The sequence below is a fragment of the Labrys sp. Lb11 genome, assembly GCF_057554225.1.
In genome coordinates, this window is sequence record NZ_BAAJOT010000006.1 from 398195 (window position 1) to 418102 (window position 19908).

Annotated in this window: 20 protein-coding genes and 1 tRNA gene; 7 read left to right on the top strand and 14 right to left on the bottom strand. The window is 69.0% G+C overall.

Annotated elements, in window-relative coordinates; all coding sequences use genetic code 11:
- Positions 1 to 48: 48 nt before the first annotated feature.
- The 5 genes from AC27L4_RS23875 to AC27L4_RS23895 form a co-directional block, all read right to left on the bottom strand.
- A complete protein-coding gene (locus tag AC27L4_RS23875; RefSeq protein ID WP_487144937.1) occupies positions 49 to 1248 on the bottom strand; it encodes an acetate/propionate family kinase in 1200 nt (399 codons plus the stop codon).
- A 3-nt stretch (positions 1249 to 1251) separates the two neighbouring features.
- On the bottom strand, positions 1252 to 2229 hold the full coding sequence (locus AC27L4_RS23880) for a phosphate acetyltransferase (RefSeq protein ID WP_487144938.1): 978 nt from the start codon (positions 2227 to 2229) through the stop codon (positions 1252 to 1254).
- A 273-nt stretch (positions 2230 to 2502) separates the two neighbouring features.
- Positions 2503 to 3417, bottom strand: a complete 915-nt coding sequence (locus AC27L4_RS23885) for a DUF2950 domain-containing protein (protein ID WP_487144940.1) — start codon at positions 3415 to 3417, stop codon at positions 2503 to 2505.
- A 10-nt stretch (positions 3418 to 3427) separates the two neighbouring features.
- A complete protein-coding gene (locus AC27L4_RS23890; protein WP_487144942.1) occupies positions 3428 to 4894 on the bottom strand; it encodes a DUF3300 domain-containing protein in 1467 nt (488 codons plus the stop codon).
- A 356-nt stretch (positions 4895 to 5250) separates the two neighbouring features.
- Positions 5251 to 5412: a hypothetical protein gene (locus AC27L4_RS23895; RefSeq protein ID WP_487144944.1), complete on the bottom strand. Its 162-nt coding sequence runs from the start codon at positions 5410 to 5412 to the stop codon at positions 5251 to 5253.
- Between the two features lie 56 nt (positions 5413 to 5468).
- On the opposite strand from AC27L4_RS23895, the gene AC27L4_RS23900 reads away from it, so the two are divergent.
- Entirely contained in the window at positions 5469 to 6131 is a 663-nt protein-coding gene (locus tag AC27L4_RS23900; RefSeq protein ID WP_487144945.1) for a DUF4344 domain-containing metallopeptidase, read from the top strand.
- Between the two features lie 136 nt (positions 6132 to 6267).
- On the opposite strand, the gene AC27L4_RS23905 is transcribed toward AC27L4_RS23900, so the two are convergent.
- Positions 6268 to 6912 carry a CYTH domain-containing protein gene (locus AC27L4_RS23905; RefSeq protein WP_487144946.1) on the bottom strand — a complete coding sequence of 215 codons (645 nt, stop codon included), beginning with the start codon at positions 6910 to 6912 and terminating at the stop codon, positions 6268 to 6270.
- 1 nt (position 6913) lies between these two features.
- Positions 6914 to 7363 (bottom strand): hypothetical protein, encoded by a 450-nt coding sequence (locus AC27L4_RS23910; RefSeq protein ID WP_487144947.1) that lies wholly within the window; start codon positions 7361 to 7363, stop codon positions 6914 to 6916.
- Positions 7364 to 7671: 308 nt separating this feature from the next.
- Here AC27L4_RS23910 and AC27L4_RS23915 point away from each other — a divergent pair, with 308 nt between their 5' ends.
- Positions 7672 to 7926: a hypothetical protein gene (locus tag AC27L4_RS23915; RefSeq protein WP_487144949.1), complete on the top strand. Its 255-nt coding sequence runs from the start codon at positions 7672 to 7674 to the stop codon at positions 7924 to 7926.
- Between the two features lie 153 nt (positions 7927 to 8079).
- Positions 8080 to 8862: a hypothetical protein gene (locus tag AC27L4_RS23920; protein WP_487144951.1), complete on the top strand. Its 783-nt coding sequence runs from the start codon at positions 8080 to 8082 to the stop codon at positions 8860 to 8862.
- A 440-nt stretch (positions 8863 to 9302) separates the two neighbouring features.
- On the opposite strand, the gene AC27L4_RS23925 is transcribed toward AC27L4_RS23920, so the two are convergent.
- Entirely contained in the window at positions 9303 to 10046 is a 744-nt protein-coding gene (locus AC27L4_RS23925; protein ID WP_487144953.1) for a class I SAM-dependent methyltransferase, read from the bottom strand.
- 519 nt (positions 10047 to 10565) lie between these two features.
- On the bottom strand, positions 10566 to 10844 hold the full coding sequence (locus AC27L4_RS23930) for a hypothetical protein (RefSeq protein ID WP_487144954.1): 279 nt from the start codon (positions 10842 to 10844) through the stop codon (positions 10566 to 10568).
- Here AC27L4_RS23930 and AC27L4_RS23935 point away from each other — a divergent pair.
- Complete coding sequence (locus AC27L4_RS23935) at positions 10822 to 12126, top strand: septal ring lytic transglycosylase RlpA family protein (protein WP_487144956.1); 1305 nt, start codon at positions 10822 to 10824, stop codon at positions 12124 to 12126. The two genes, AC27L4_RS23930 and AC27L4_RS23935, sit on opposite strands and share 23 nt — an antisense overlap.
- Positions 12127 to 12244: 118 nt before the next feature.
- Here the strand turns inward: AC27L4_RS23935 and sseA are convergent, their stop codons facing one another.
- From sseA to gnd, 4 genes are all read right to left on the bottom strand, one after another.
- Positions 12245 to 13096, bottom strand: coding sequence for a 3-mercaptopyruvate sulfurtransferase (sseA, locus tag AC27L4_RS23940; protein WP_487144958.1), 852 nt, complete (start codon positions 13094 to 13096; stop codon positions 12245 to 12247).
- Positions 13097 to 13243: 147 nt separating this feature from the next.
- A complete protein-coding gene (gene pgl / locus AC27L4_RS23945; protein ID WP_487145245.1) occupies positions 13244 to 13972 on the bottom strand; it encodes a 6-phosphogluconolactonase in 729 nt (242 codons plus the stop codon).
- A complete protein-coding gene (gene zwf / locus AC27L4_RS23950; RefSeq protein ID WP_487144960.1) occupies positions 13972 to 15507 on the bottom strand; it encodes a glucose-6-phosphate dehydrogenase in 1536 nt (511 codons plus the stop codon). The genes pgl and zwf overlap by 1 nt, the downstream gene beginning before the upstream one ends.
- Entirely contained in the window at positions 15507 to 16493 is a 987-nt protein-coding gene (gene gnd / locus AC27L4_RS23955) for a phosphogluconate dehydrogenase (NAD(+)-dependent, decarboxylating) (RefSeq protein ID WP_487144962.1), read from the bottom strand. The genes zwf and gnd overlap by 1 nt, the downstream gene beginning before the upstream one ends.
- Before the next feature lie 260 nt (positions 16494 to 16753).
- Between gnd and AC27L4_RS23960 the strand changes: the two genes are divergently transcribed.
- Positions 16754 to 18019 (top strand): Glu/Leu/Phe/Val family dehydrogenase, encoded by a 1266-nt coding sequence (locus AC27L4_RS23960; RefSeq protein WP_487144964.1) that lies wholly within the window; start codon positions 16754 to 16756, stop codon positions 18017 to 18019.
- A gap of 194 nt (positions 18020 to 18213) precedes the next feature.
- A tRNA-Lys gene (locus AC27L4_RS23965) sits at positions 18214 to 18288 on the top strand.
- 197 nt (positions 18289 to 18485) lie between these two features.
- Here the strand turns inward: AC27L4_RS23965 and AC27L4_RS23970 are convergent.
- On the bottom strand, positions 18486 to 19187 hold the full coding sequence (locus AC27L4_RS23970; RefSeq protein ID WP_487144966.1) for a fatty acid desaturase CarF family protein: 702 nt from the start codon (positions 19185 to 19187) through the stop codon (positions 18486 to 18488).
- Positions 19188 to 19561: 374 nt separating this feature from the next.
- Here AC27L4_RS23970 and AC27L4_RS23975 point away from each other — a divergent pair, with 374 nt between their 5' ends.
- On the top strand, positions 19562 to 19873 hold the full coding sequence (locus tag AC27L4_RS23975) for a hypothetical protein (RefSeq protein ID WP_487144968.1): 312 nt from the start codon (positions 19562 to 19564) through the stop codon (positions 19871 to 19873).
- The last annotated feature ends 35 nt before the right edge of the window (positions 19874 to 19908 follow it).

The following is a 19908-nucleotide window of genomic DNA, read 5'->3' on the forward strand; positions in this document are numbered from 1 at the left end:
GACGTCTGTGCTGCGCAGCGGCGGACCGCTCCGCTGGATGGCGCGGGCTCATGACGCGCCCGCCGCGAGCGCCGCCTGCATCTGGCGCACGATCACGAGTTCCTCGTTGGTCGGAATGACGAAGGCTGCGGCGGCGCTGCCGGCCGTGGAGATCCGCGGTCCTCCGGACGCGTTTGCGGACTCGTCGAGCGTCAGCCCGGCCCAGGCGAGGCCGGCGACCACCTCGGCGCGGGTCCTGACGTCGCCTTCGCCGATGCCGGCGGTGAAGACCAGCCCGTCGAGGCCGCCGAGCGCCGACACGAGCGATCCGATTTCCCGGACGATGCGATAGACGAAGAGGTCGATCGCGCGGCGCGCATCGGGATTGGTCGCCGCGGCGGAGCGCAGCGTGCGCATGTCGTTGGAGAGCCCGGAGACGCCGAGGAGGCCCGACTGGCTGTAGAGCATGCGCTCGGCCTCGGCAGGGCTCAGCTTCATCTCCCGCAGCATGTAGAACACGACGGCCGGATCGAGCGCGCCGCACCGCGTCCCCATCGGCAGGCCGTCGAGCGCCGAGAAGCCCATCGTCGTCGCGATGCTCGCGCCCGCCTTCAGGGCGCACAGGCTCGCGCCGTTGCCGAGATGGGCGACGACGACTCGGCCCTGCGGCAGCCGTGGGTCATGCCGGCCCAGGACCGAGGCGATGTAGTCGTAGGAGAGGCCGTGGAAGCCGTATCGCTTCACCCCCCGGTCCCACATCGCCTGCGGCAGCGCGAACATCCGCGCCAGCTCCGGCTGGCCCTGGTGAAAGGCGGTGTCGAAGCAGGCGACCTGGGGGATGTCGGGCAGGCGCCGGCGGATGATCCGGATCGGCTCGAGATTGTGGGGCTGGTGCAGCGGAGCGAGAGGGACCAGCGTTTCCAGCGACGCGATCACCGCATCGTCGACGACCACCGGGCCGGCGAACATCTCGCCCCCGTGCACGACCCTGTGCCCGACCGCCGCCAGCGTGTAACCGGCCTGATGTCGGCGCAACCACGCCACCAGGTGCACCAGGGCATCCTCGTGGCCTAGCGCCGCCCCCGCCTCGAACCCGACGGTGTCGAGGGTGGTCCCCTCCGGGTCCTTGGCGACGAAGCGGGCATTGCCTCCGAGGCCTTCGAACCGCCCCGTGAAGACCACGGCGGGGTCGCCGTGCTCCCGACCCGCGAAGACCTGGAACTTCAGGCTCGACGAGCCGGCATTGAGCACCACGTAGACAGGCGCCATCGCTCAGACCTCCTGGACTGCGAGCCTGGAGCGCTGCCACGCGGCCACCAGAGAGGCGACGGCACAGGAGGCGAGGCGGGTCTTCTTCGAATCCGCCCGGCTGGTCAGGATGATCGGCACGCGGGCGCCGAGGACGATGCCGGCCGCGTCGGCGTCGGCCAGAAAGGTCAGGCTCTTGGCGAGCATGTTGCCCGCCTCCAGGTCCGGAACCACCAGGACGTTGGCCTTGCCGGCCACCGGTGAATCGATGTTCTTGAGCTTCGCGGCCCCCAGGTCGATGGCATTGTCCAGGGCCAGCGGGCCGTCGAGGATGCCGCCCTTGATCTGGCCGCGGTCGGCCATCTTGCAGAGCGCTGCGGCTTCGATGGTCGACGGCACCTTGGGGTTGACCGTCTCCATGGCGGACAGGATCGCCACCCGAACCGCGTCGACCCGCAAGGCCTGGGCGAGGTCGATGGCGTTCTGGACGATGTCGACCTTGTCCTCCAGCGTCGGCGTGATGTTGATCGCCGCATCGGTGATGATGAGCGCGCTGTCGTGGCTCGGCACGTCGAGCACGAAGCAATGGCTGATCCGCCGTGCTGTCCTGAGGCCGGCGTCACGCCGCACGGCCGCTCCCATCAGTTCGTCGGTGTGGAGGCTGCCCTTCATCAGCGCGTCGGCCTCGCCGGCGCGGACGAGCTCGACGGCGCGTTCGGCCGCCGCGTGGCTGTGCGGCGCCTCGACGATGCGAATGGCCGAGAGGTCCCTGCCCAGGACCGATGCGGCCGCCGCGATCTTGCCGGGTGGACCGACGAGGATCGGCTCGATCAGGCCGAGATCGGCTGCCTCGAGCGCCGCTTCGAGCGAGACGGCGTCGCAGGGATGGACAACCGCCGTCCTCAGGCGAGGCAGGGCCTTGGCGGCTGCTATGAGCCTTTCGTATTTTTCACCAGGACGCGCGGGGGCAGGCGTGTCCTGGGCTGCGGTTGTAATCGGCATTGTCCCTCCTACCGAGATGCGATGAGAATAGCGTCCGGAATCGGGAGGTTTCTTGATTCAAATCAACATCTCAAGTCGCCGACTATGGCGAGAATTTTCACAGACGCTTGCTGCTATTATTGCAGGTTTTGCATGACGAAACTATGTCAAACAGGATATTATTCTGTGGATGCTGCGCTTTTGGGTCTCGTGCGGCAACGCGGGTCAGAGCGTTCCTGTCCGGCCCGATATCGTTGCGCGGTCCGCCCGCGTCCGCCGCCGATCGGCAGGGCCTCACTCGGTGACTTCGGTCCAGCCGCTTCCGGGATCGAAGCTGTCGATCGAGGGGGCGACCTTTGCGGTCTCCTTGCCGAAGTTGCGCTGGTACACCCGTCCCTGCTGGCTGCACAGGAACGTCATGACGCCGGTCTCGCCCCAGCTTGCCGGATAGGCCACCATCGCGAAGCCGGCCAGCAGGCGCCCGCCGACCACGTAGTTGTAGGCTCCGCCGGGCGCGGCGGCGCCCTGCCTGGTCAGGATGCGGTAGATGTATCCGAGATAGGGCGTCGGCTTGCCGGTCGTCCTCGCCTGCTCGGCGGCGGCAGGCGCGATCCTGTCCCCGAGCGGGCTCATGTCGGTCGGGCCGCTCGGCTCCCACCACAGCCCGTCATGCAGGGACGGCGAGCTGATGAAGCGGCGGGCATATTGCTGGACCGGCTGGTCGTCGTGGAGGGAGGCGAAATACTCCCTCTGCGCATCGACATAGTCGGCGCAGGCGCCGATCGCTGCGAGCTCGTTGCGCCCGACGGCGCGGTCGATGACCTCCTGCCGGCCGGCCGCCAGATCGAACGTCCACTTTCCGTCCTTCTGGCGCAGCGGCACCGGGAAGCGCCAGCCCTGATCCCCGAACATGAGCACCTTGAGGCCGTCGTCGCCATCGGTCACCGAGCTGCCCTTCGCCGCGAGGTCGAGAAAATCCTCGATGCGTTGATGGTCGACGCTCTCGTCGCCGGAGCTGAGCAGATCCTTGCCGCCGGGACCGAAGATCTGATCGAGCCGTCCCTCGCCCGGCTGATGGGCCGCGTCGACCAGCGCGTGGGCCGCATCCTCCGGGGACGTGAAGGTCTCCTGCGCCGGAGCCTTGCCGGCCATGGCCAGGACGAGGGCGCCGGCGAAGAGACCGCAAACTGTTCTGGCAGCGCTGCGCATGACCACCTCCTCACCGTCCACGCCGGCCGCCGCCACCGCGGCCGCCGCCGCGGAAGGCTCTTCCGCCACCACCGCCGCCGCCGCGGAACGCGGGTCCGCCCCCGCCCCTGAAGGCAGGACCGCCATGGAACCCGCCGCCGCCGAAGGAAGGTCCGCCGCCATACCGGACGGGGCTCGAGCGGCTCGCCTTGCCGCGCTTCGCCGCGGCATTGGACGCGCCGTTGAGGCGGGCGTCGCCGAAGGCCGAATTGCGGGCCTGCTTCTTCGCCGCCGGCCGCTGCGCGGCCGGACGCTTGGTCGCAGGCCGCTGCGCCGCGCGCGGCGGGGTCTTGCCCGGCCGCTGCGCCTTGCCGCCTCCGGGCCGGGCCACGCCTCCGGCAGGGCCGCCGCCGGCCTGCGGACGGTCGATCGCCCCGCCGCCTGGACGATTGCCGGTCGCCGGAAGCGTGCCCGGGCGCGGCCGGCCGGCACCGCCGGCGAGGCCGGGCTTGCTGCCCTGGCCCGGGCGATAGCGGCCGGGATCGGGCCGCCACGGCCGCAGATTGCCGCCGCCGATGTTGTTGCCGTTGCCGCCGCCGATATTGATGTCGTTGCCGATGTTGATGTCGCCGCCGGCGATGGGATGGGTCGGGCGCAGGCCGTTGCCCGGCCCGTAGCCCGGCGGCCGATAGCCCGGATAACCCGGGCGATAGCCGGGATAGCCGGGCCAGCGCGGCGGATAGGCCCAGCCGTTGTTCCAATCCCAGTAATTGTTGTCGAAGGCGGCGCCGACGGCGACGCCGAGTCCGAAGCCGATGAGGCCGGCACCGACGGTGTACACGGTGCTCGGGTCATAGGTCGGCGTGTAGATCACGCCGGGATCCGCCGACTGGATGACGATGTATTCCTTGTCGCCCTGCTTGGAGACGTCGACCCGCTGCTGCTTCGTCGTCTTGAGCGATCCGGCCTGCTGTGCCTTCCGGCGCAGCTCCTGGATCACGGCCGCCACGTCGTCCGGTTGGTTGACGAAGGCATCGCCCAGGTCGGTCGTCGCGTCGAGGTCGGCATTGAGCTTTTCGATGACGTCGGGAAAGCGCGCGAGCGCCTTGACCGTCGGATCCCAGTCCTGCTTGTCGAGGCCGGAGAAGTCCTTCTTGGCCACGGCGCTCTTGTTCTTGGCGAGCCAGCGCGAAACCTGCACGATGTCGATGGGATAGGCGCAAGCCGGCAGCAACTGAGCGAGGAGTTCGTCGGGATAGAGGGCATAGGGCGCGAGCAGCTTGGTCAGCTCTTCCTTGCTGAAGACGCTGGCCGTCGAGGGGTTGTCCGGGGTCGCGGCCGGCGCCGGCGTGGCTGCCGGGATGGCCGCACCAGCGGGCGCCTGGGCCGGCGGCTTGGCCCCGTCCTGCGCCCGGGTGTTGCTCATCTGCCCGAACACCAGCGCCGCGGCGAGCGCGCCGACGACCCCGCACGCGCAGCCACCGATCCTCAGCGCCATGACCGCACCTCAATCATCCAAGGGCATTACAGCGGTCGGCATGAGACGCCTGCGCCGTGCTCGCCTGCTTCCGTCGCCGGCAGCAGGCGCGCCCAACCATTATCAGCAGAGCGCATCTCGGGTTTCGAGTCTTTGATCCACATCAAGGGACGGATGCCGCGCTTCGAACGTGCCCGTAGCCCCTGTCCGCCTCGCTCCGACCGAAGCCGCTCGAGGTGATCGCAGCAGCCGGACGAACCTCGCCGCTCCGCTCGACCGGGGCGAACCCGGCGGCAAGGAACGGCCGGAAGATCCGGCCGGGGCGCCTCGATCTTGACGAGCGTCGACGACTCTCGTCCGATCTCCGACCGCTCGGCTCATTCGATTTCATACGGGCGGCGGGGACCTTCATGGATTGGAAATTGCCGCTCCGGATCGCGCCGCTCGTCGTCCTGCTGCCGAGCCTGATCGGTCCCGTTGCGGCCGGTGCGGCCGGTGCGGCCGTTGCGGCCGGGCATGCCTCCGTTCGCGTCGCCCATGTGCCGCCCAAGGACCGGGCGCACGAGCCGATCTATCGAATGTTGCGCGAGAAGCGGTGCTGGAGCGGATCCGCGGCGGCCTCTCGGGGCTGCAGCTCCCCCGGACGTTGCTGATCAGGACCGAGGGATGCGACGGGGACATCGACGCGTCCTACGACGCCGAGGAGGCCACGGTGAGCTTCTGCTATGAATATCTCGCCTATATTCAGGAGCTTTCCCGCAATATTCCACCGGCGGCCGCGGCTCACGGGTTGACGCCCGAGAACTACGTCGCGGGCGCCTTTCTCGATGTCGTCTTGCATGAGGTCGCACACGCGATCTTCGACCTGAACAAGGTGCCGATCCTTGGGCGCGAGGAGGACGCGGCCGATCAGCTCGCGGCCTGCCTGGTGCTTCGCCTGGGAGAGCAGGAGGCGCGCAGGGCCGTCGCCAGCATCGCGGCCATGTATGCCAGCGAGGCGAAGGAGGCGCCGCCGAAGCTCAGGGATTTTGCCGATGAGCACGGCGTGCCGGCGCAGCGCTTCTTCAACCTCCTCTGCATCGGCTGCGGGAAGGATCCGCGAGCCTTCGGCGACATGGTCAAGAGCTTTCTCCCGGCAGAGCGCGCCGAACATTGCGAGGACGAGTACCGGCAGGTCGAGTTTGCGATTGCCCGCCTGATCGCTCCGGCATGGAAGAAGGTCGGCAACGCCAAGCACCGGCGTCGAGCGGCCTCATGACGTGAGGCGCCGGCCGGCCGGGAGGGGCCTGAATCTGCCATGACGGCTTCGGGCCGAGCCCGGGCGTTGCTCACCTGCCCGAGTACCGGGGCCGCAGCGAGCCCTCCGACGACCGGCACGCGCAGCCCCCCGATCCTCAGCCCGCGATCCTCGGCTCGATCGCCGCGCTTCGAACGAGCCTGTAGCCCCTGTCCGCCTTGCTCTCCGGCTCGGGTCGGAGCGCAGCCGCTTCCGCCAGCAGGCGGGCGACGGCAAAGAGGGAGCCGATCTCGCCGGCGCGAAGCTCCACTTCGAGCTCGTGGAGGGGCTCGCTCCGGCATCCGTCGGTGATGAAGCCCTCGTCGATCGCAACGCTGATCATGCTGCCGTTCCAGACGAAGCGCCACTCGGTCCGCTCCATCTCGACGCGGAAGAGCGGCCGCAGCGGCTCGGCCAATCTCTGCTGCAGCGGCCCGGACAAGCGCGCTCGCAAGGGGGCCAGATCCGGGCTGTCCCCGGTGATCGGGATTTCGAGCTGATCCCGGATGAACAGCCCGTGCGATCCTCCGATCCGTTGCTTCACGGTCTGGACGACCTTGTCGCCCGTCTTGCGCAGCCGCAGGGACGCGCGCTGCTTCCGCAGCCCGTGATCATCAGTGTCGAAATAGACGGAAACGAAACGCGTGGTCGACGGCTGCTTGCCGGCGAGCAGGCCATGCTGCTTCGCCGTCGCAGCGGCGGCGGCGTCGAGCGCGAACTTGAGTTCGATCTCGTTCGTGCCGACGGTGCCGTCCCGCCTCATCTCAGCGCATGCTGATGACCACGCCATCGGCGCCCATCGACAGCATCAGGCCCCTTCGCTTGGCTACGAGGGCCATGACCACCCCCTGGTCGTTCTTGAGCCACATCTTGCCGACGCTCTTGTCGCCGACGACCATGCCGGTCCGCGCCGCGATATAGGTTCCGGGAAACTGCCGGGCCGAGTTCATGTTGTAGACGGTGCCGCGTGCCTCGACCGAGGACGCGCCCATGCCGCCGAGGCCCAGGCCGCCGATCTTGAAGGGGTAGGTCCTCCCCTTGAACTTCAGCGCGCCGCCGCCATAGCCGGCGGTGATGATGAAGCCGGCCTGGCCCTGCGAGATGGTGACGGTGCCGGAGCGCCGGAGCTGCTCCTGGGCTTGACCGGGCAGCGAGACCAGAAGGGCCAGCGAAAGCCCCGCGAGGAAACTCGTCATCGTCTTCATGGCGCGCATGGATCCTTCCCCATTCCGGCCTGGCGATCGCTCGGCGGTGGCGGCCTGCAGCGACGCGGCCGATAAAGGCGTAACAGGAATGCCGCAGCGCAAACTTGCGTTGGATCAAAGATCCGGCAAAGTCTGCGCCGTCGTCCGGCGCCGACCGTCGAGGATGCTTGGCCTTGGCCGTCATGAACGCGGAAAGTCCCGCGGCCCCGCCGCCGAAGGTGTACGGGGTGGTCGGGAGCTGACATCGGCCGTTCCGGAGGCTACCCTCGCAGGTCGATCCCCATCCAAGCCCCGCGAACCAGGACCGGTGTCGAACAATGGCGATTGATCCGCGCAACATCCTGCGCCTGAACATGCCGCAGTGGCAAGGCGGCGACCGACCCAACTACCGGATCGGGGGGCGGGTGCTTGCCGCGATCGCTCCCGACCCGCTGGGGCCGGAAGAGACCGTCCCCGTGCCCGGGGCCGGAGACGGCGAGCGGCCCATCGACGGCGGCATCGTCTCGCGAAAGGCCCTGCTCCGGCAACTCGCCGATGCTCGCGCCGCCATCGACCGGCACGCGCCGTCGTGACGCTGGGCGGGACTGCCACGTCGACCTCGCTCCCATCGCCGATCTCAGCGAGCGCTATGGCGACGACCTGGCGGTGCTGTGGATCGATGCCCATCCGGACATCATGGGGCGGCCCAGACCCGGTGCGCCCACGCTCATGTCCTTGCGATGCTCATGGGCGAAGGCGATGCCGATTTCACGGCGACGGTGCGCCGTCCCCTCGCATCAATCCGCATCCTCCATGTCGGCCTGACCGGGACGACGCTGTTCGAGACCGGGGTCCTCCGGGAGCGTGCGATTGCCCGGCTCGATCCGGAAGAGCTGGCAGGCGCGCCGGACCGCGTGCTGGAATGGCTGCGCGCCTCGGGCGCGACGAAGGTGGCGGTTCACTTCGACGTCGACGTGCTGCTCGATCCCTCGCTCTGCGGCTTCGTCCTGTTCCGTGATCCCCAGGCTGCACCGGGGACCTGGCCATCACCGAGTACCTGCCCTGGAACGCGATCGAGTTGTCGCGCTCCTTGCGCTCGCTGCCGCTCCTCGGCGGCGGATAGCGTTGGCCTGAGCGGACTGTCTTCAAATGTCCGCAGGTGGCGGCGCGTGGCGATGTCGGGTGCGGTCGCTGCTGCGGCGCGACGAACGTGCATGGGCGCTGCGGCCGAGACGGTGCGGAACACTTGCCGTCGCCGACCGTTTGCCTGGGTGTGCAGGCTGGCTCTCGGTCGGCTCCAGCCCAAGGCCTGCACGCAGGTCGCCTCGGGAAACCGAGGCGGCCCCACTGCTTTCACCGTGCCTTTCGCGTGGGGGCGGCGCAAATGCTGCGCGGCCAGGATGTTTGCCGAGCGGCCGGCCGCTTTGCCCGGCTCGGTCTTGAAACACTCTTCCCGGCTCGGCAGGCAGGCATTCGCAGGGGGAGGAGAGTTCTGTTCGCTGTCGCGATACCTACTGTATGTATGCTGAAAATCGAAAACCCCGCCGAAGCGGGGGGTCGAAAAACGATGGTGCGAGGTTAGTCACCATCGTGTCGAAGTTGACCCCTCTTCTGGGGTTTGGTCGCAGGCTTTGGGGGCGCCTTTGACGGAGGTTTCATAGCCGGGGGAACTGGCGCGAGACAAATTAAAACTTGGTTATCATTGCGGAGATCAAATTTTCGCCTGTTCCAGTGCGAAGTCGAGCGCGGTCCGGGCCGCCGGCCCGCTCCGTGGGCCGGGCGAAAAGGCGCCGTGCCGCCGCGCCTGTGACCGGCCGGCAAGGAACCGGCGCTTTCCGAGGGGCTGCGGCCGACGGCGGCGAGGGCGATGGTCGCCGGATGGATGAGCCGTCGCATCTCGGCGTTGTTCCGCCGCGGACGGCCGGTGCCGTCGACGGCATCGGCACGTCCTTGCGAAGGGGCAGAGCGCTCAGGGCCTGGCAGCGAGGCGGTAGACGGATACGTGCGAACGCGCGTCCGCGGTGAATTCCGAGCCCTGCCAATCCGCGTGCCTGATCTCCAGCTCAAATCCGGCCAGTTGCGCCATGAGGTCCAGCTCCGCCGGCCAGATGTAGCGGTGCGAGGAGCGGAACAGCCGTGCCTGGCGGTTCTCGCCGAATGTGAAGTGGTGCGACACGACGTGCTGGCGGAGCACATCATAGGCGTCCAGTCCGACGGAGCCGGCTTCGGCTTGCCAGACGACCGCCTGCTGGGTCGGCGGCAGCTTGCGGAGCTCGGGCACCCATAGCTCGATGACGAAGCGGCCGCCGGGCGCGAGGTGGCGCGCGGCATTGTGGAAGCAGGCGACCTGCTCGGCCTGGGTCAGCAGGTTCGAGATGGTGTTGAACACCAGATAGACCAGGGAATATCGCCCTGGCGCGGCGGCGGCGGTCATATCGCCCTGGACCACGGGGATCCTCGCCTCGTCGGCTTTCCGGCGAAGCCGGGCGATCATCGCCGGCGACAGCGCGATTCCGCTGACGGGGACGCCCCGCTCCGCGAGCGGGATCGCAACGCGGCCGGTGCCGATCGCGAATTCCAGGACCCGGCCGCCCCCCGCGAGTTCCGCGAGGCGTTCGACGGTCGGCCGCAGCACGTCGGGCGGGAACATCCCCGTGCCCGGCGTGTCGTAGCTTTCAGCGGCTTCGGTATCCCAGATGTCGTCGCTGCTCATGACGGCCAATGTGCAGCCTGGACGCGCGGCCTGTCCAGGCATTTGGCCTCCTGCGGCCGCAGCGGCCTTGCGCGCACCCGCGCCGACGGTGCGTTGCGCGCGGGCCATGGGCGGATCGATCCTCTCTCGTCCGAGCGTCGCGGCGGCGGCCGCCCTGCGACGAGGGCGCCGCAGCCTCCCGGCCCCTCGGCAATCGGGCTCAAAGTATCGACGGTATTTTTCTACCTGAACGGCACAGTTTTTCCACAATGCCGATGGCTCGAATCGGCGGCGATTGCGGCGGAATCGGCGCGCAACCATGGTTCGTCCCGATCTGGGATAGACTGGGCCTTGAGAGCAAAGTCCAGTTATTCCAATAGGATACGCTGATCTGCGTGATCTGGTCGCAGGCTTTTGCCTGGCAAATTTTTGCTTCCCGTCGGCCGGATTTTGATTACAATCCGTTCACCATACTGAAGCGTCGGCGTATTCTTGACGCATTCAGGCAACTATGTCCGACCAATCGCGTCGGGCATTGTGCTAGGCACGCAGGGATAACTTGCGGCGCAGGTGAAACGGGTCGGCGTCGAGAGACGGGTGGCATGTGGGCCGCGAGGCCAGCGTGCCGGTCTTATCGAACGTGGGAAGGGATTTTGCGATGACGAATGGCGTCCGGGCCTTACGGGCCAAGGTCGAGGCGTTTGCGTCGCCGGTACCGGCTTTTCCGGGGGCCTTGTTCAAGATGACGGTGACGGCGGTGGGGTGCGTGGCGCTGGCCAGCTGCTCTTCCAGCTCGATGACGAAGACGGGGCGCTCCAAGGATCCCAAATACGGTGTCTATGCCAGCCCGCGGGTGGTGGCCGGCGCCGAGCCGATCGACCCGTCCGTCTCGCGCCGCGGCGTCTATCTCGTCGGCAAGCCCTATATGGTCGCCGGCAAGCGCTATGTGCCGAGCGAGAACAAGAACTATGCCGCGGTCGGCACCGCGTCCTGGTACGGCGACTCCTTCCACGGTCGCCTGACCGCCAATGGCGAGGTGTTCGACATGCACGACATCTCGGCGGCTCACAAGACCATGCCGCTGCCGAGCTATGCGCGCGTCACCAATCTGAGCAACGGCAATTCGATCATCGTGCGCGTCAATGATCGCGGCCCCTATCATGGCGGCCGGGTGATCGACGTATCCCGCCGCGCCGCCGATCTCCTGGCCTTCAAGGCCCAGGGCACCGGCCGGGTGAAGGTCGAATATGTCGGCCCGGCCCAGCGTACCGGCTCCGACAATGCCATGCTGCTGGCCTCGCTGCGCACCGACGGCTCGCCGGCCATGCTGAACGGCACCGGCAACCCCAACACCATGATCGCCGAGGCACCCGCAGCCGCGCCGCAGCCGGCCGCCCCCGCCGCTCCGGTGGTGCTGGCCTCCTACCAGGCGCCGCAGCCGGTGGTTGCGGCCCCGACTGTGGTGGCGCAGGCCGTGCCGCCGGCCATCGCCCAGCCCGAGACGCTCGCCGCCGAGACCTTGGCCTATCAGTCCGGCGTGTTGCCGCTGCCGCCCGAGCGCCCGCCGGAGATCGACCAGGCCGTTCAGGTCCTGCCCGTGGTTGCGCCCGGCGCGCCGGTCCAGGCCAATGTGGCGCCGCCGCTCGACCTCGAAACCATCCCCAACGCGGCGACGCCGATCCCCTCCAAGGCCAAGCCGACCCAGATCCAGCGCAAGCTGCCGCAGGTCAACGCCGACGCCGGCGCCCGCCTGATCAAGACCATGCCGATGAAGCTGCGCATCGCCGACATCGTCGGCACGGCGGCCACTCTGGGCGACACGCCGATGGTCATGCCGGCGCTGGCCTATGCCGAGGCGGTGCCTGCGCCGCAGGGCCCCGATCTCTTCATCGACGCCGGCGTCTATCGCGATCAGGCCAGCGCCGAGCAGATGCGCTGGGTGCTGTCGCAGGCCGGCGAGGTGCAGTTGCTGTCCTATGAGCGCGACGGCAAGACCGTCTGGCGCGTGCAGGCCGGCCCCTTCACCGATCGCGCCGAGGCGGATGCGATCGTCTCCATGGCCCGCAGCGCTGGTGCCGCCGGCGCCGACGTGATGGAGTGAGGGGGCGGTTCGCCGAACCGGCCGACCGGATGCATGAAACGCAAAAGGCCCTCTCCGCCGTGACGGAGAGGGCCTTTTGCGTTGTGTTCCGGCCGTTCTGCGGCTGCCGGCCGGCGCCTCAGCCTTCGGCCTTGCCGGTGACGACCGGCAGATCCGCCCGCGAGCCCCATTCCGCCCAGGACCCGTCATAGAGCCCGACTTCCGGCTTGCCGAGGCTGTCCAGCGCCAGCGCCAGGATGGCGGCGGAGACGCCCGAGCCACAACTGGTGATGACCGGACGCTTCAGGTCCACGCCGGCGGCGGCGAAGGCGCTCGCCAGCTTCTCCTTGGGGGCGAGGCGGCCATTGTCGATCAGGGCGGCGTAGGGCAGGTTGCGCGCGCCGGGCATGTGGCCCGAGCGCACGCCGGGGCGCGGCTCCGGCGTCTCGCCGGTGAAGCGGTCCGCCGGGCGGGCGTCGACGACCTGGGCGTCGCCCGTGCGCAGCGCCTCCGCGACGCCGGCGGCGGTGGCCACCGCGCCGACATGGAACCAGGCCTCGAAGCGGGCAGGGGCCTTGCGCACCGGCCCGGCCTCGGTCGGCCGTCCCTCCGCCGTCCAGGCGGGAAATCCGCCGTCGAGGATGAAGACGCGCTTGGCGCCGAACACCCGGAATGTCCACCACACGCGCGGGGCCGAGAAAAGGCCGACGCCGTCATAGACGACGATGTCCATGGTGTCGGCGATGCCCATCGCACCGGCCGCCTCGGCGAAGGCCGCCTCCGAGGGCAGCATGTGCGGCAGTCCGCTGCCGGTGTCGGCGATGGCGTCGATGTCGAAGAACACTGCGCCGGGAATATGCGCCGCCTGGAACTCCTGCGCGGCGTTGCGGTTCTGGGCCGGCAGGTACCAGGAGGCGTCGACGATGGCGAGGCCGGGATCGCCCAGGCGTCGGGCGAGCCAGTCGGTCGGGACGAGATGAGGCGAGGGCATGGCGCAGGCTCCTGTTCGGATCCCCTTCTAGAGGCTGCCATAGGCCATGGATAGGGTTGCGCGCAGGCCGCGGGTGTCCGGCACGGCTTCACCCCTTCCGCCTTCGGCGGAGAGGGCTTCGCGCGCCCTTGCCCGCTCCGGAGCGGTTCAGCTCTCGCCCAGCGCCGCGCTGTCGACGAACCAGCGCACGCCGGAAGCTGCCGCCGCGCGCGCCGCCGGCAGATCCTCGCCGGCCAGCACCCGCGCCAGCACCGGCCGCTTGTCGGAGCCGGCGACCAGGAAGGCCGTGGCGCGGCTGGCGGCGAGGGCGGGGAAGGTCAGGGTGACGCGCGGCACGAAGGGCTCCAGCCCTGGCGGCCCGGCCACGGCCCAGCGCCGCGTCTCCTGCAGCGCCGGCGACCCCGGGAACAGCGAGGCGGTGTGGCCGTCCGATCCGAGGCCGAGCAGCATCACCTCGAACAGCGGGCGGGCCGGGTCGAGCGTGGCGGCGCCGTAGTAGCGCTCCAGCAGGGCCTGGTAGGCGGCCGCCGCGGCGTCGGGGTCGAGGCCGGCGACCGGCACGGCGTGAATCTGCTCGAGGGGCACCGGCGCGTGATCGAGCAGGGCCTGGCGCGCCATCAACTGGTTGCTGCGCGGGTCGTCGGCCGGCACCACGCGCTCGTCGCCGAAGAACCAGTGCAGCCGCGGCCAGGGCAGCTTCGCGCGCCGCGGCTCCCGCCCGAGGCGCTCATAGAGCCGCTTCGGCGTCGAGCCGCCGGAGAGGCAGAGGGCGATGCGTTCGCCGGGGGCGGCGGCGAGGCGTTCCACCAGCCAGTCGGCCGCCCGGTCGGCCAGCGCATCGGCATCGGGCGAGGCGATGATCTCGGCCATGGGCATCATCCCAGCTTGCGCCAGCTGCGGCCGTCGGCGGCGAGCAGCGCTTCGGCTTCTGCCGGCCCTTCCGAGCCGGCGGCGTAGGTGGTGACGCCGTTGCTGCCGGCGGCGCTCCAGGCGTCGAGGAAGGGTTGCACCGCCCGCCAGCCGGCCTCGACGCCGTCGGCCCGCTGGAACAGGAGGGCGTCGCCGATCATGCAGTCATAGATCAGCGTCTCGTAGCCGGTGCTCGGGGAGCTCTCGAAATAGTCCTTGTAGTTGAAGGTCATGGCCACCGGCGCCAGCGACACGGCCGGTCCCGGCACCTTGGCATTGAAATGCAGGGTGATGCCTTCCTCTGGCTGGATGTTCAGGACCAGGTAGTTCTGGCTCATGGCGCCCTCGGCGGCCGCACCCAGGCGCGAGTCGCGGAACATCGAGATCGGCGCCTCCTTGAACTTGATCGCCACCTCGGTCTTGCGCCGGGCCAGCGCCTTGCCGGTGCGCAGGTAGAACGGCACGCCGGCCCAGCGCCAGTTGTCGATGGCGAGCTTGATCGCCGCATAGGTCTCGGTGGTGCTTTCGGGATTGACGTCCGGCGCCTCGCGATAGGCGACGACGTCGGCGTCCTTGACCCGGCCGGCGCCGTACTGCGCGCGCACCGAGTTGGCGATGGCCTCCTCCGGGGTGTAGACGTCGATGGCGGCAAGCGCCTCCGCCTTCTCCAGGCGCACGGAGTGGGCGTCGTAATGGGAGGGCGGCTCCATCGCGACCAGCGACAGGAGCTGGCTCAGATGGTTCGGCACCATGTCGCGCAGCGCGCCGGTGGCGTCGTAGAACTTGCCGCGGCGCTCGACATTGACCGTCTCGGCCACCGTGATCTGCACGTGGTCGATGAAGTTGCGGTTCCAGATCGGTTCGAACAGGCCGTTGGCGAACCGCATGATCATGATGTTCTGGACCGTCTCCTTGCCGAGATAATGGTCCATCCGGAAGATCTGGTCCTCGGTGAGCACGCTGAGGAGCTCGCGGTTGAGGGCCTTGGCCGAGGCGAGATCGGTGCCGAAGGGCTTTTCGATGATGACCCGCCGCCAGCCGGTGCCCTCGCCCTCCTGGGTGAGGCCGGCCTGCGCCAGCTGCCGGGTGATCGGCCCGAAGGCGTTCGGCGGCGTCGCCAGGTAGAACAGGCGGTTGCCGCGGATATGGCGCGTCGCCTCGACGCGCTTGAGGTGCTCGCCGAGCCGGCGGAAGCTGTCGGGGTCCTCGGTCTGGCCCTCGACGCAGCTGACGCAGCCGAAGAGCCGGTCGGCAACCGCCTGGTCGACCGCGCGCGTGGCGAACTGCTTGAGGCCGTCCGCCAGCACCTGCCGGAAAGCCTCGTCGGTCATCGGCGTGCGCACGAAGCCGACGATCGAGAAATTGTCCGGGATGAGGTCGCTGGCCGCCAGATTGTAGAGCGCCGGGATCAGCAGGCGCTTGGTGAGGTCACCGGTCGCGCCGAAGATCACGAAGCTGCACGGATCGGGCTTGCCGGCCTTCCCGTTCTTCAGGGAGGCCATCACTGCTCCGCTTTCTTGGGCTCGACATGGCCGCCGAAGCCCTTGCGCATCGCCGACAGGATCTTTTCGGCGTAGGTGCTCTCCTGCCGCGAGCGGAAGCGGGTGTAGAGCGCCGCCGACAGCACCTCGGCCGGCACCGCCTGCTCGATGGCGGCCTGCAGCGTCCAGCGGCCCTCGCCTGAATCCTCCACGTAACCGGAATAGCCCGAGAGGCTGGCGTCCTCGGCCAGGGCCGAGGCCGTGAGGTCGAGCAGCCAGGAGGTGATGACGCTGCCGCGCCGCCAGACCTCGGCGATGTCGGCGATGTCGAGGTCGAAGCGCTCGTCCGCCGGGCGCTCCTCGATGTCGGCGGATTTGAGGATGTCGAAGCCCTCGGCATAGGCCTGCATCAGGCCGTATTCGATGCCGTTGTGGACCATCTTGACGAAGTGGCCGGCGCCGCTCGGGCCGGCATGGATATAGCCGAGCTCGGCGCGCGGATCGCGCCCCGCCCGGCCGGGGGTGCGCGGCACGGAGCCGAGGCCCGGGGCGAGCGCCGCGAAGATCGGGTCGAGCCGGTTCACGGTCTCCGCCTTGCCGCCGATCATCATGCAATAGCCGCGTTCCAGGCCCCAGACGCCGCCGCTGGTGCCGACGTCGACATAGTCGATGCCCTTGGCGGCGAGCTCGCGGGCACGGCGGACATCATCCTTCCAGAAGGTGTTGCCGCCGTCGATGACGACGTCGCCGGGCGAGAGCAGCCCGGCGAGGTCGCGGATCGTCGCCTCGGTGATGGCTCCGGCGGGCAGCATCACCCAGACGGCACGCGGCGGCGTCAGGCGGGCGACGAGGGCGGCGAGGCCGTCTGCGGCCACGGCGCCCTCGGCGGCGAGCGCCTGCGTCGCCTGCGGATTGCGGTCGAAGACGATCCCTTCATGCCCGTGCTGCATGAGGCGGCGGACGATATTGCCTCCCATCCGCCCGAGGCCGATCATTCCTAGCTGCATAATGCATCTCCTGGTCCGCAGGGCGCCAGTCGCACAGCGCGATGCTCACGGTTGGTGTAACGCCTCCCGCAGCCCCGTCAATGCGATAGGTCCGGCCGGCCCGACCGCGATGGAGCGCCCGGCCGGCCTGCCGCGGCGCGCCACTGCCGCGTTTGCAGGCAGTTGCTCAAAAAAGGATCAGCAATGCCGCTCGCTGTTGCAGCTCATCTGCCTGCCTTCTATGCAGACGGCGTGCAATGCCCGACCTTTCAGGAGCCACGATGCCGGAAGAGAGTCTTCTCGGTCATGCCCTCGTCCGCCTGGACGAAGCCGCAGCCCATCTCAACATCGACCCGGATGTGATCGAGAAACTGAAATATGCGCGCGAGACCACCAAGGTCCGCCTGATGATCCGCATGGATGACGGATCGCGAAAATCCTTCCTGGCGTGGCGCTGCCGTTATGACGACACCCGCGGCCCGACCAAGGGCGGCATCCGCTTCCATCCCGATTCGACGGCCGACGAAGTCGAGACGCTGGCGTTCTGGATGACGTTCAAGTGCGCGGTGATGAACCTGCCCTATGGCGGGGGCAAGGGCGCCGTGCAGGTCGACCCGCGCAAGCTGTCGAAGGCGGAGCTGGAGCGCCTGTCGCGGGCCTATATCCAGGCCTTCGCCCGCATCATCGGGCCGGATCGCGACATCCCGGCTCCGGACGTCTACACCAACGCCATGATCATGGGCTGGATGGCCGACGAATACGCCCAGATCGTCGGGCAGGTCGAGCCGGCGGTGATCACCGGCAAGCCGATCACGCTCGGCGGCTCGCTCGGCCGCGGCGACGCGACGGCGCGGGGCGGCTACTATCTCGTGCGCCATCTGGCCGAGGATCTCGGCCTTGCCCGCAGCATGCGCGTCGCCGTCCAGGGCTTCGGCAATGCCGGCCAGCACATTGCGCGCCTCCTGGCCGCCGACGGCCACCGGATCGTCGCCGTCTCGGATTCGGAGGGCGCGGTGAAGGCCGAGGCCGGGCTCGACGTCGGCAGGCTGGTCGCCGCCAAGGCAGGCGGCCGGCCGGTCTCCAGCACGGCCGGCGAGGGGGGGCACGAAGTCCTGCCGGCCGACGAGCTGGTCACGGTCGATTGCGACCTCCTGGTTCCGGCCGCGCTCGAAAACATGATCGACGAGCGCAATGCGCCGTCGGTGAAGGCCAGGCTCGTGCTCGAGCTCGCCAACGGCCCGGTGACGCCGGATGCCGACGGCATCCTGGCCGGGAAGGGCGTCGTGGTGCTGCCGGACATCCTGGCCAATGCCGGCGGCGTGACCGTGTCCTATTTCGAGTGGGTGCAGAACCGCCAGGGCTATTACTGGACGGAACAGGAGATCCATGAGCGCCTGCGCGCCATCATGGAACGGGAGGGGCGCGCGATCTGGAGCCTCTCGCGGGAGAAGGGCACCACGGTGCGCACCGCCGCCTACGTCCATGCGCTCGGCCGTCTGGCCGAGGCGATCGAGGCGCACGGGACGCAGAGCTTCTTCGTGAGCTGAGGCTGTCCCGGCGAACAAGCGATCCTGTCGCGGCACCGCGGCAGGACCCGGGCGGCAAACCCGGAACATCCGTCTTGACCGGCTTCGCCCCGGCGCTTAGAGACAGCCGCCATGCGGTGTCTTGACCGCGGGGACGCGAGGCCTGCCAGGCGATCGCGCTTCTTCGCTGCGGGTCAGGAACGGTTGCTTGGTGCGGGCCGGTAGCTCAGCGGTAGAGCACGTGACTTTTAATCATGTGGTCGAGGGTTCGATTCCCTCCCGGCTCACCAAGAATTTCTAAGAAAATCAAGGCATACGCGCCGGGAGCGCGGAAACCGGACGAGGATCTGGGACCCGTTTCCGCTCCGGAAGAAGGATCGCACAGGCCGCACGTGCGACGTTCGTTCCAGTCATGCGCCCAAGGCCGGAGCGCCGGCGTCGCGACTCCGGTAATCCGTTGCCCGCGGCGGCGGCGTCCGCCTGCCGGTCACGTCGGCTCCAGCCCGTCCTCCTTGAGAACGCCCCGGTGCAGCAGGAACCGGAAGATGACGTTCACGAGGGGGTTCGACCAGCCGCTGATCACGCTGAAGTCCCTTTCGAGCGTCCGATGGTGGATCGCATGCGCCTGCGGCGTCATCAGCAGGCCGACCCGGCGCATCAGCCCGATGAACCAGGGATTCTTGTCGCGATGCAGCGTGCCGTGAAAATACTGGCTGAGGCTCGAGGCGCCGATGAGGACGATAGCGCCGAGCAGCAGCCATCTCGGCACCGGCCAGAGCAGGCGCGCGCCGTTCAGCATCAGCGAGGCGGGCAGGGTGCCGACGAGGATCGTCGACTTGACCTGGTAGATCAGGCTGCGCCGGCCGAGCACCTCGGGCCTGGGGTGATGAAACTTGAAATCGAATGCGAGCCGATCGATCAGGCCGACACGGGCGAGGGCCTCGCGCCTGAGGACCTGATAATGCTCGGACGCGCGGGAGCCCTTGTAGAAATAGACCTCCGCCAAGCCCGAGCCCGGCGGGCACGGCCGATAGTCCATGTACATGTGGACCAGGCCGGACGCGAGATCGGCGAGATACCAGGCCGCCAGTGCCGCAACGGGCATGCGCCAGTCGAATGGGCCGACGAGCCAGGCGCAATTGGCCAGGAGCGAGATGACGAAGAGAAGCAGGGCCAGGCGCGTCTTCATCGGAGGGATGTGCCTTGTCTTTCGGCGGCGACGCCGGACGATAGCATATGTCCGCGCGCGCCAGAGGAAAATGGTGGAGCCCCGGAGATGGCGCGAAGCCCGTAGCGGCGGCCGAACGGAGGATCGTCCGAGCCACGACGATCCTGGCCGTGGCTGCGTTCGGCCCGCTGCCGGGGGATGCCCGGCCATGGTGGCGAGGAGAAAGCGCTCGGGCAGGATCGAGGGCAGGCTCCGCAGCCACCCGGACGGCTCTCGGGAGGGCTTCCGCCGCGGGGGCTCCTCGTGTTCTATAGCCCGGCGGCGTGCCGTCGCCGGGCTTTCTCGCCGGGCGACGGCACGCCGCCGGGATCACGGCATTCCGGAAGGAGAGGAGCATGACAGCGATTGATCGAAGGACCATGCTTGCCGGCCTGCTCGGCGGCGCGGTCGTCGCAACCGTCGGGTCGGTCTTCCTGCCTGATGCGGCGGAGGCGGCGTCGCCAGCAGCCGACAAGGCCTGCACCGTCACGCCCGAGGCCTTGGACGCGGAGATTCGGGATGGCGCGAGCCGGACCCAGTTCGTATCCTCCTCCCGCCGGAGCAGGGGCCGCTGGGACTGCTGGTGGCATCGCGGCCGTCGTATCTGCCGCGAGCGCCGCTGGACCTGCTGGTGGCGCAACGGCCGCCGTGTCTGCGGCTGGCGCTGAACCAACGGGCGGCCTCCCGCTCTCGCTCGGGGGGC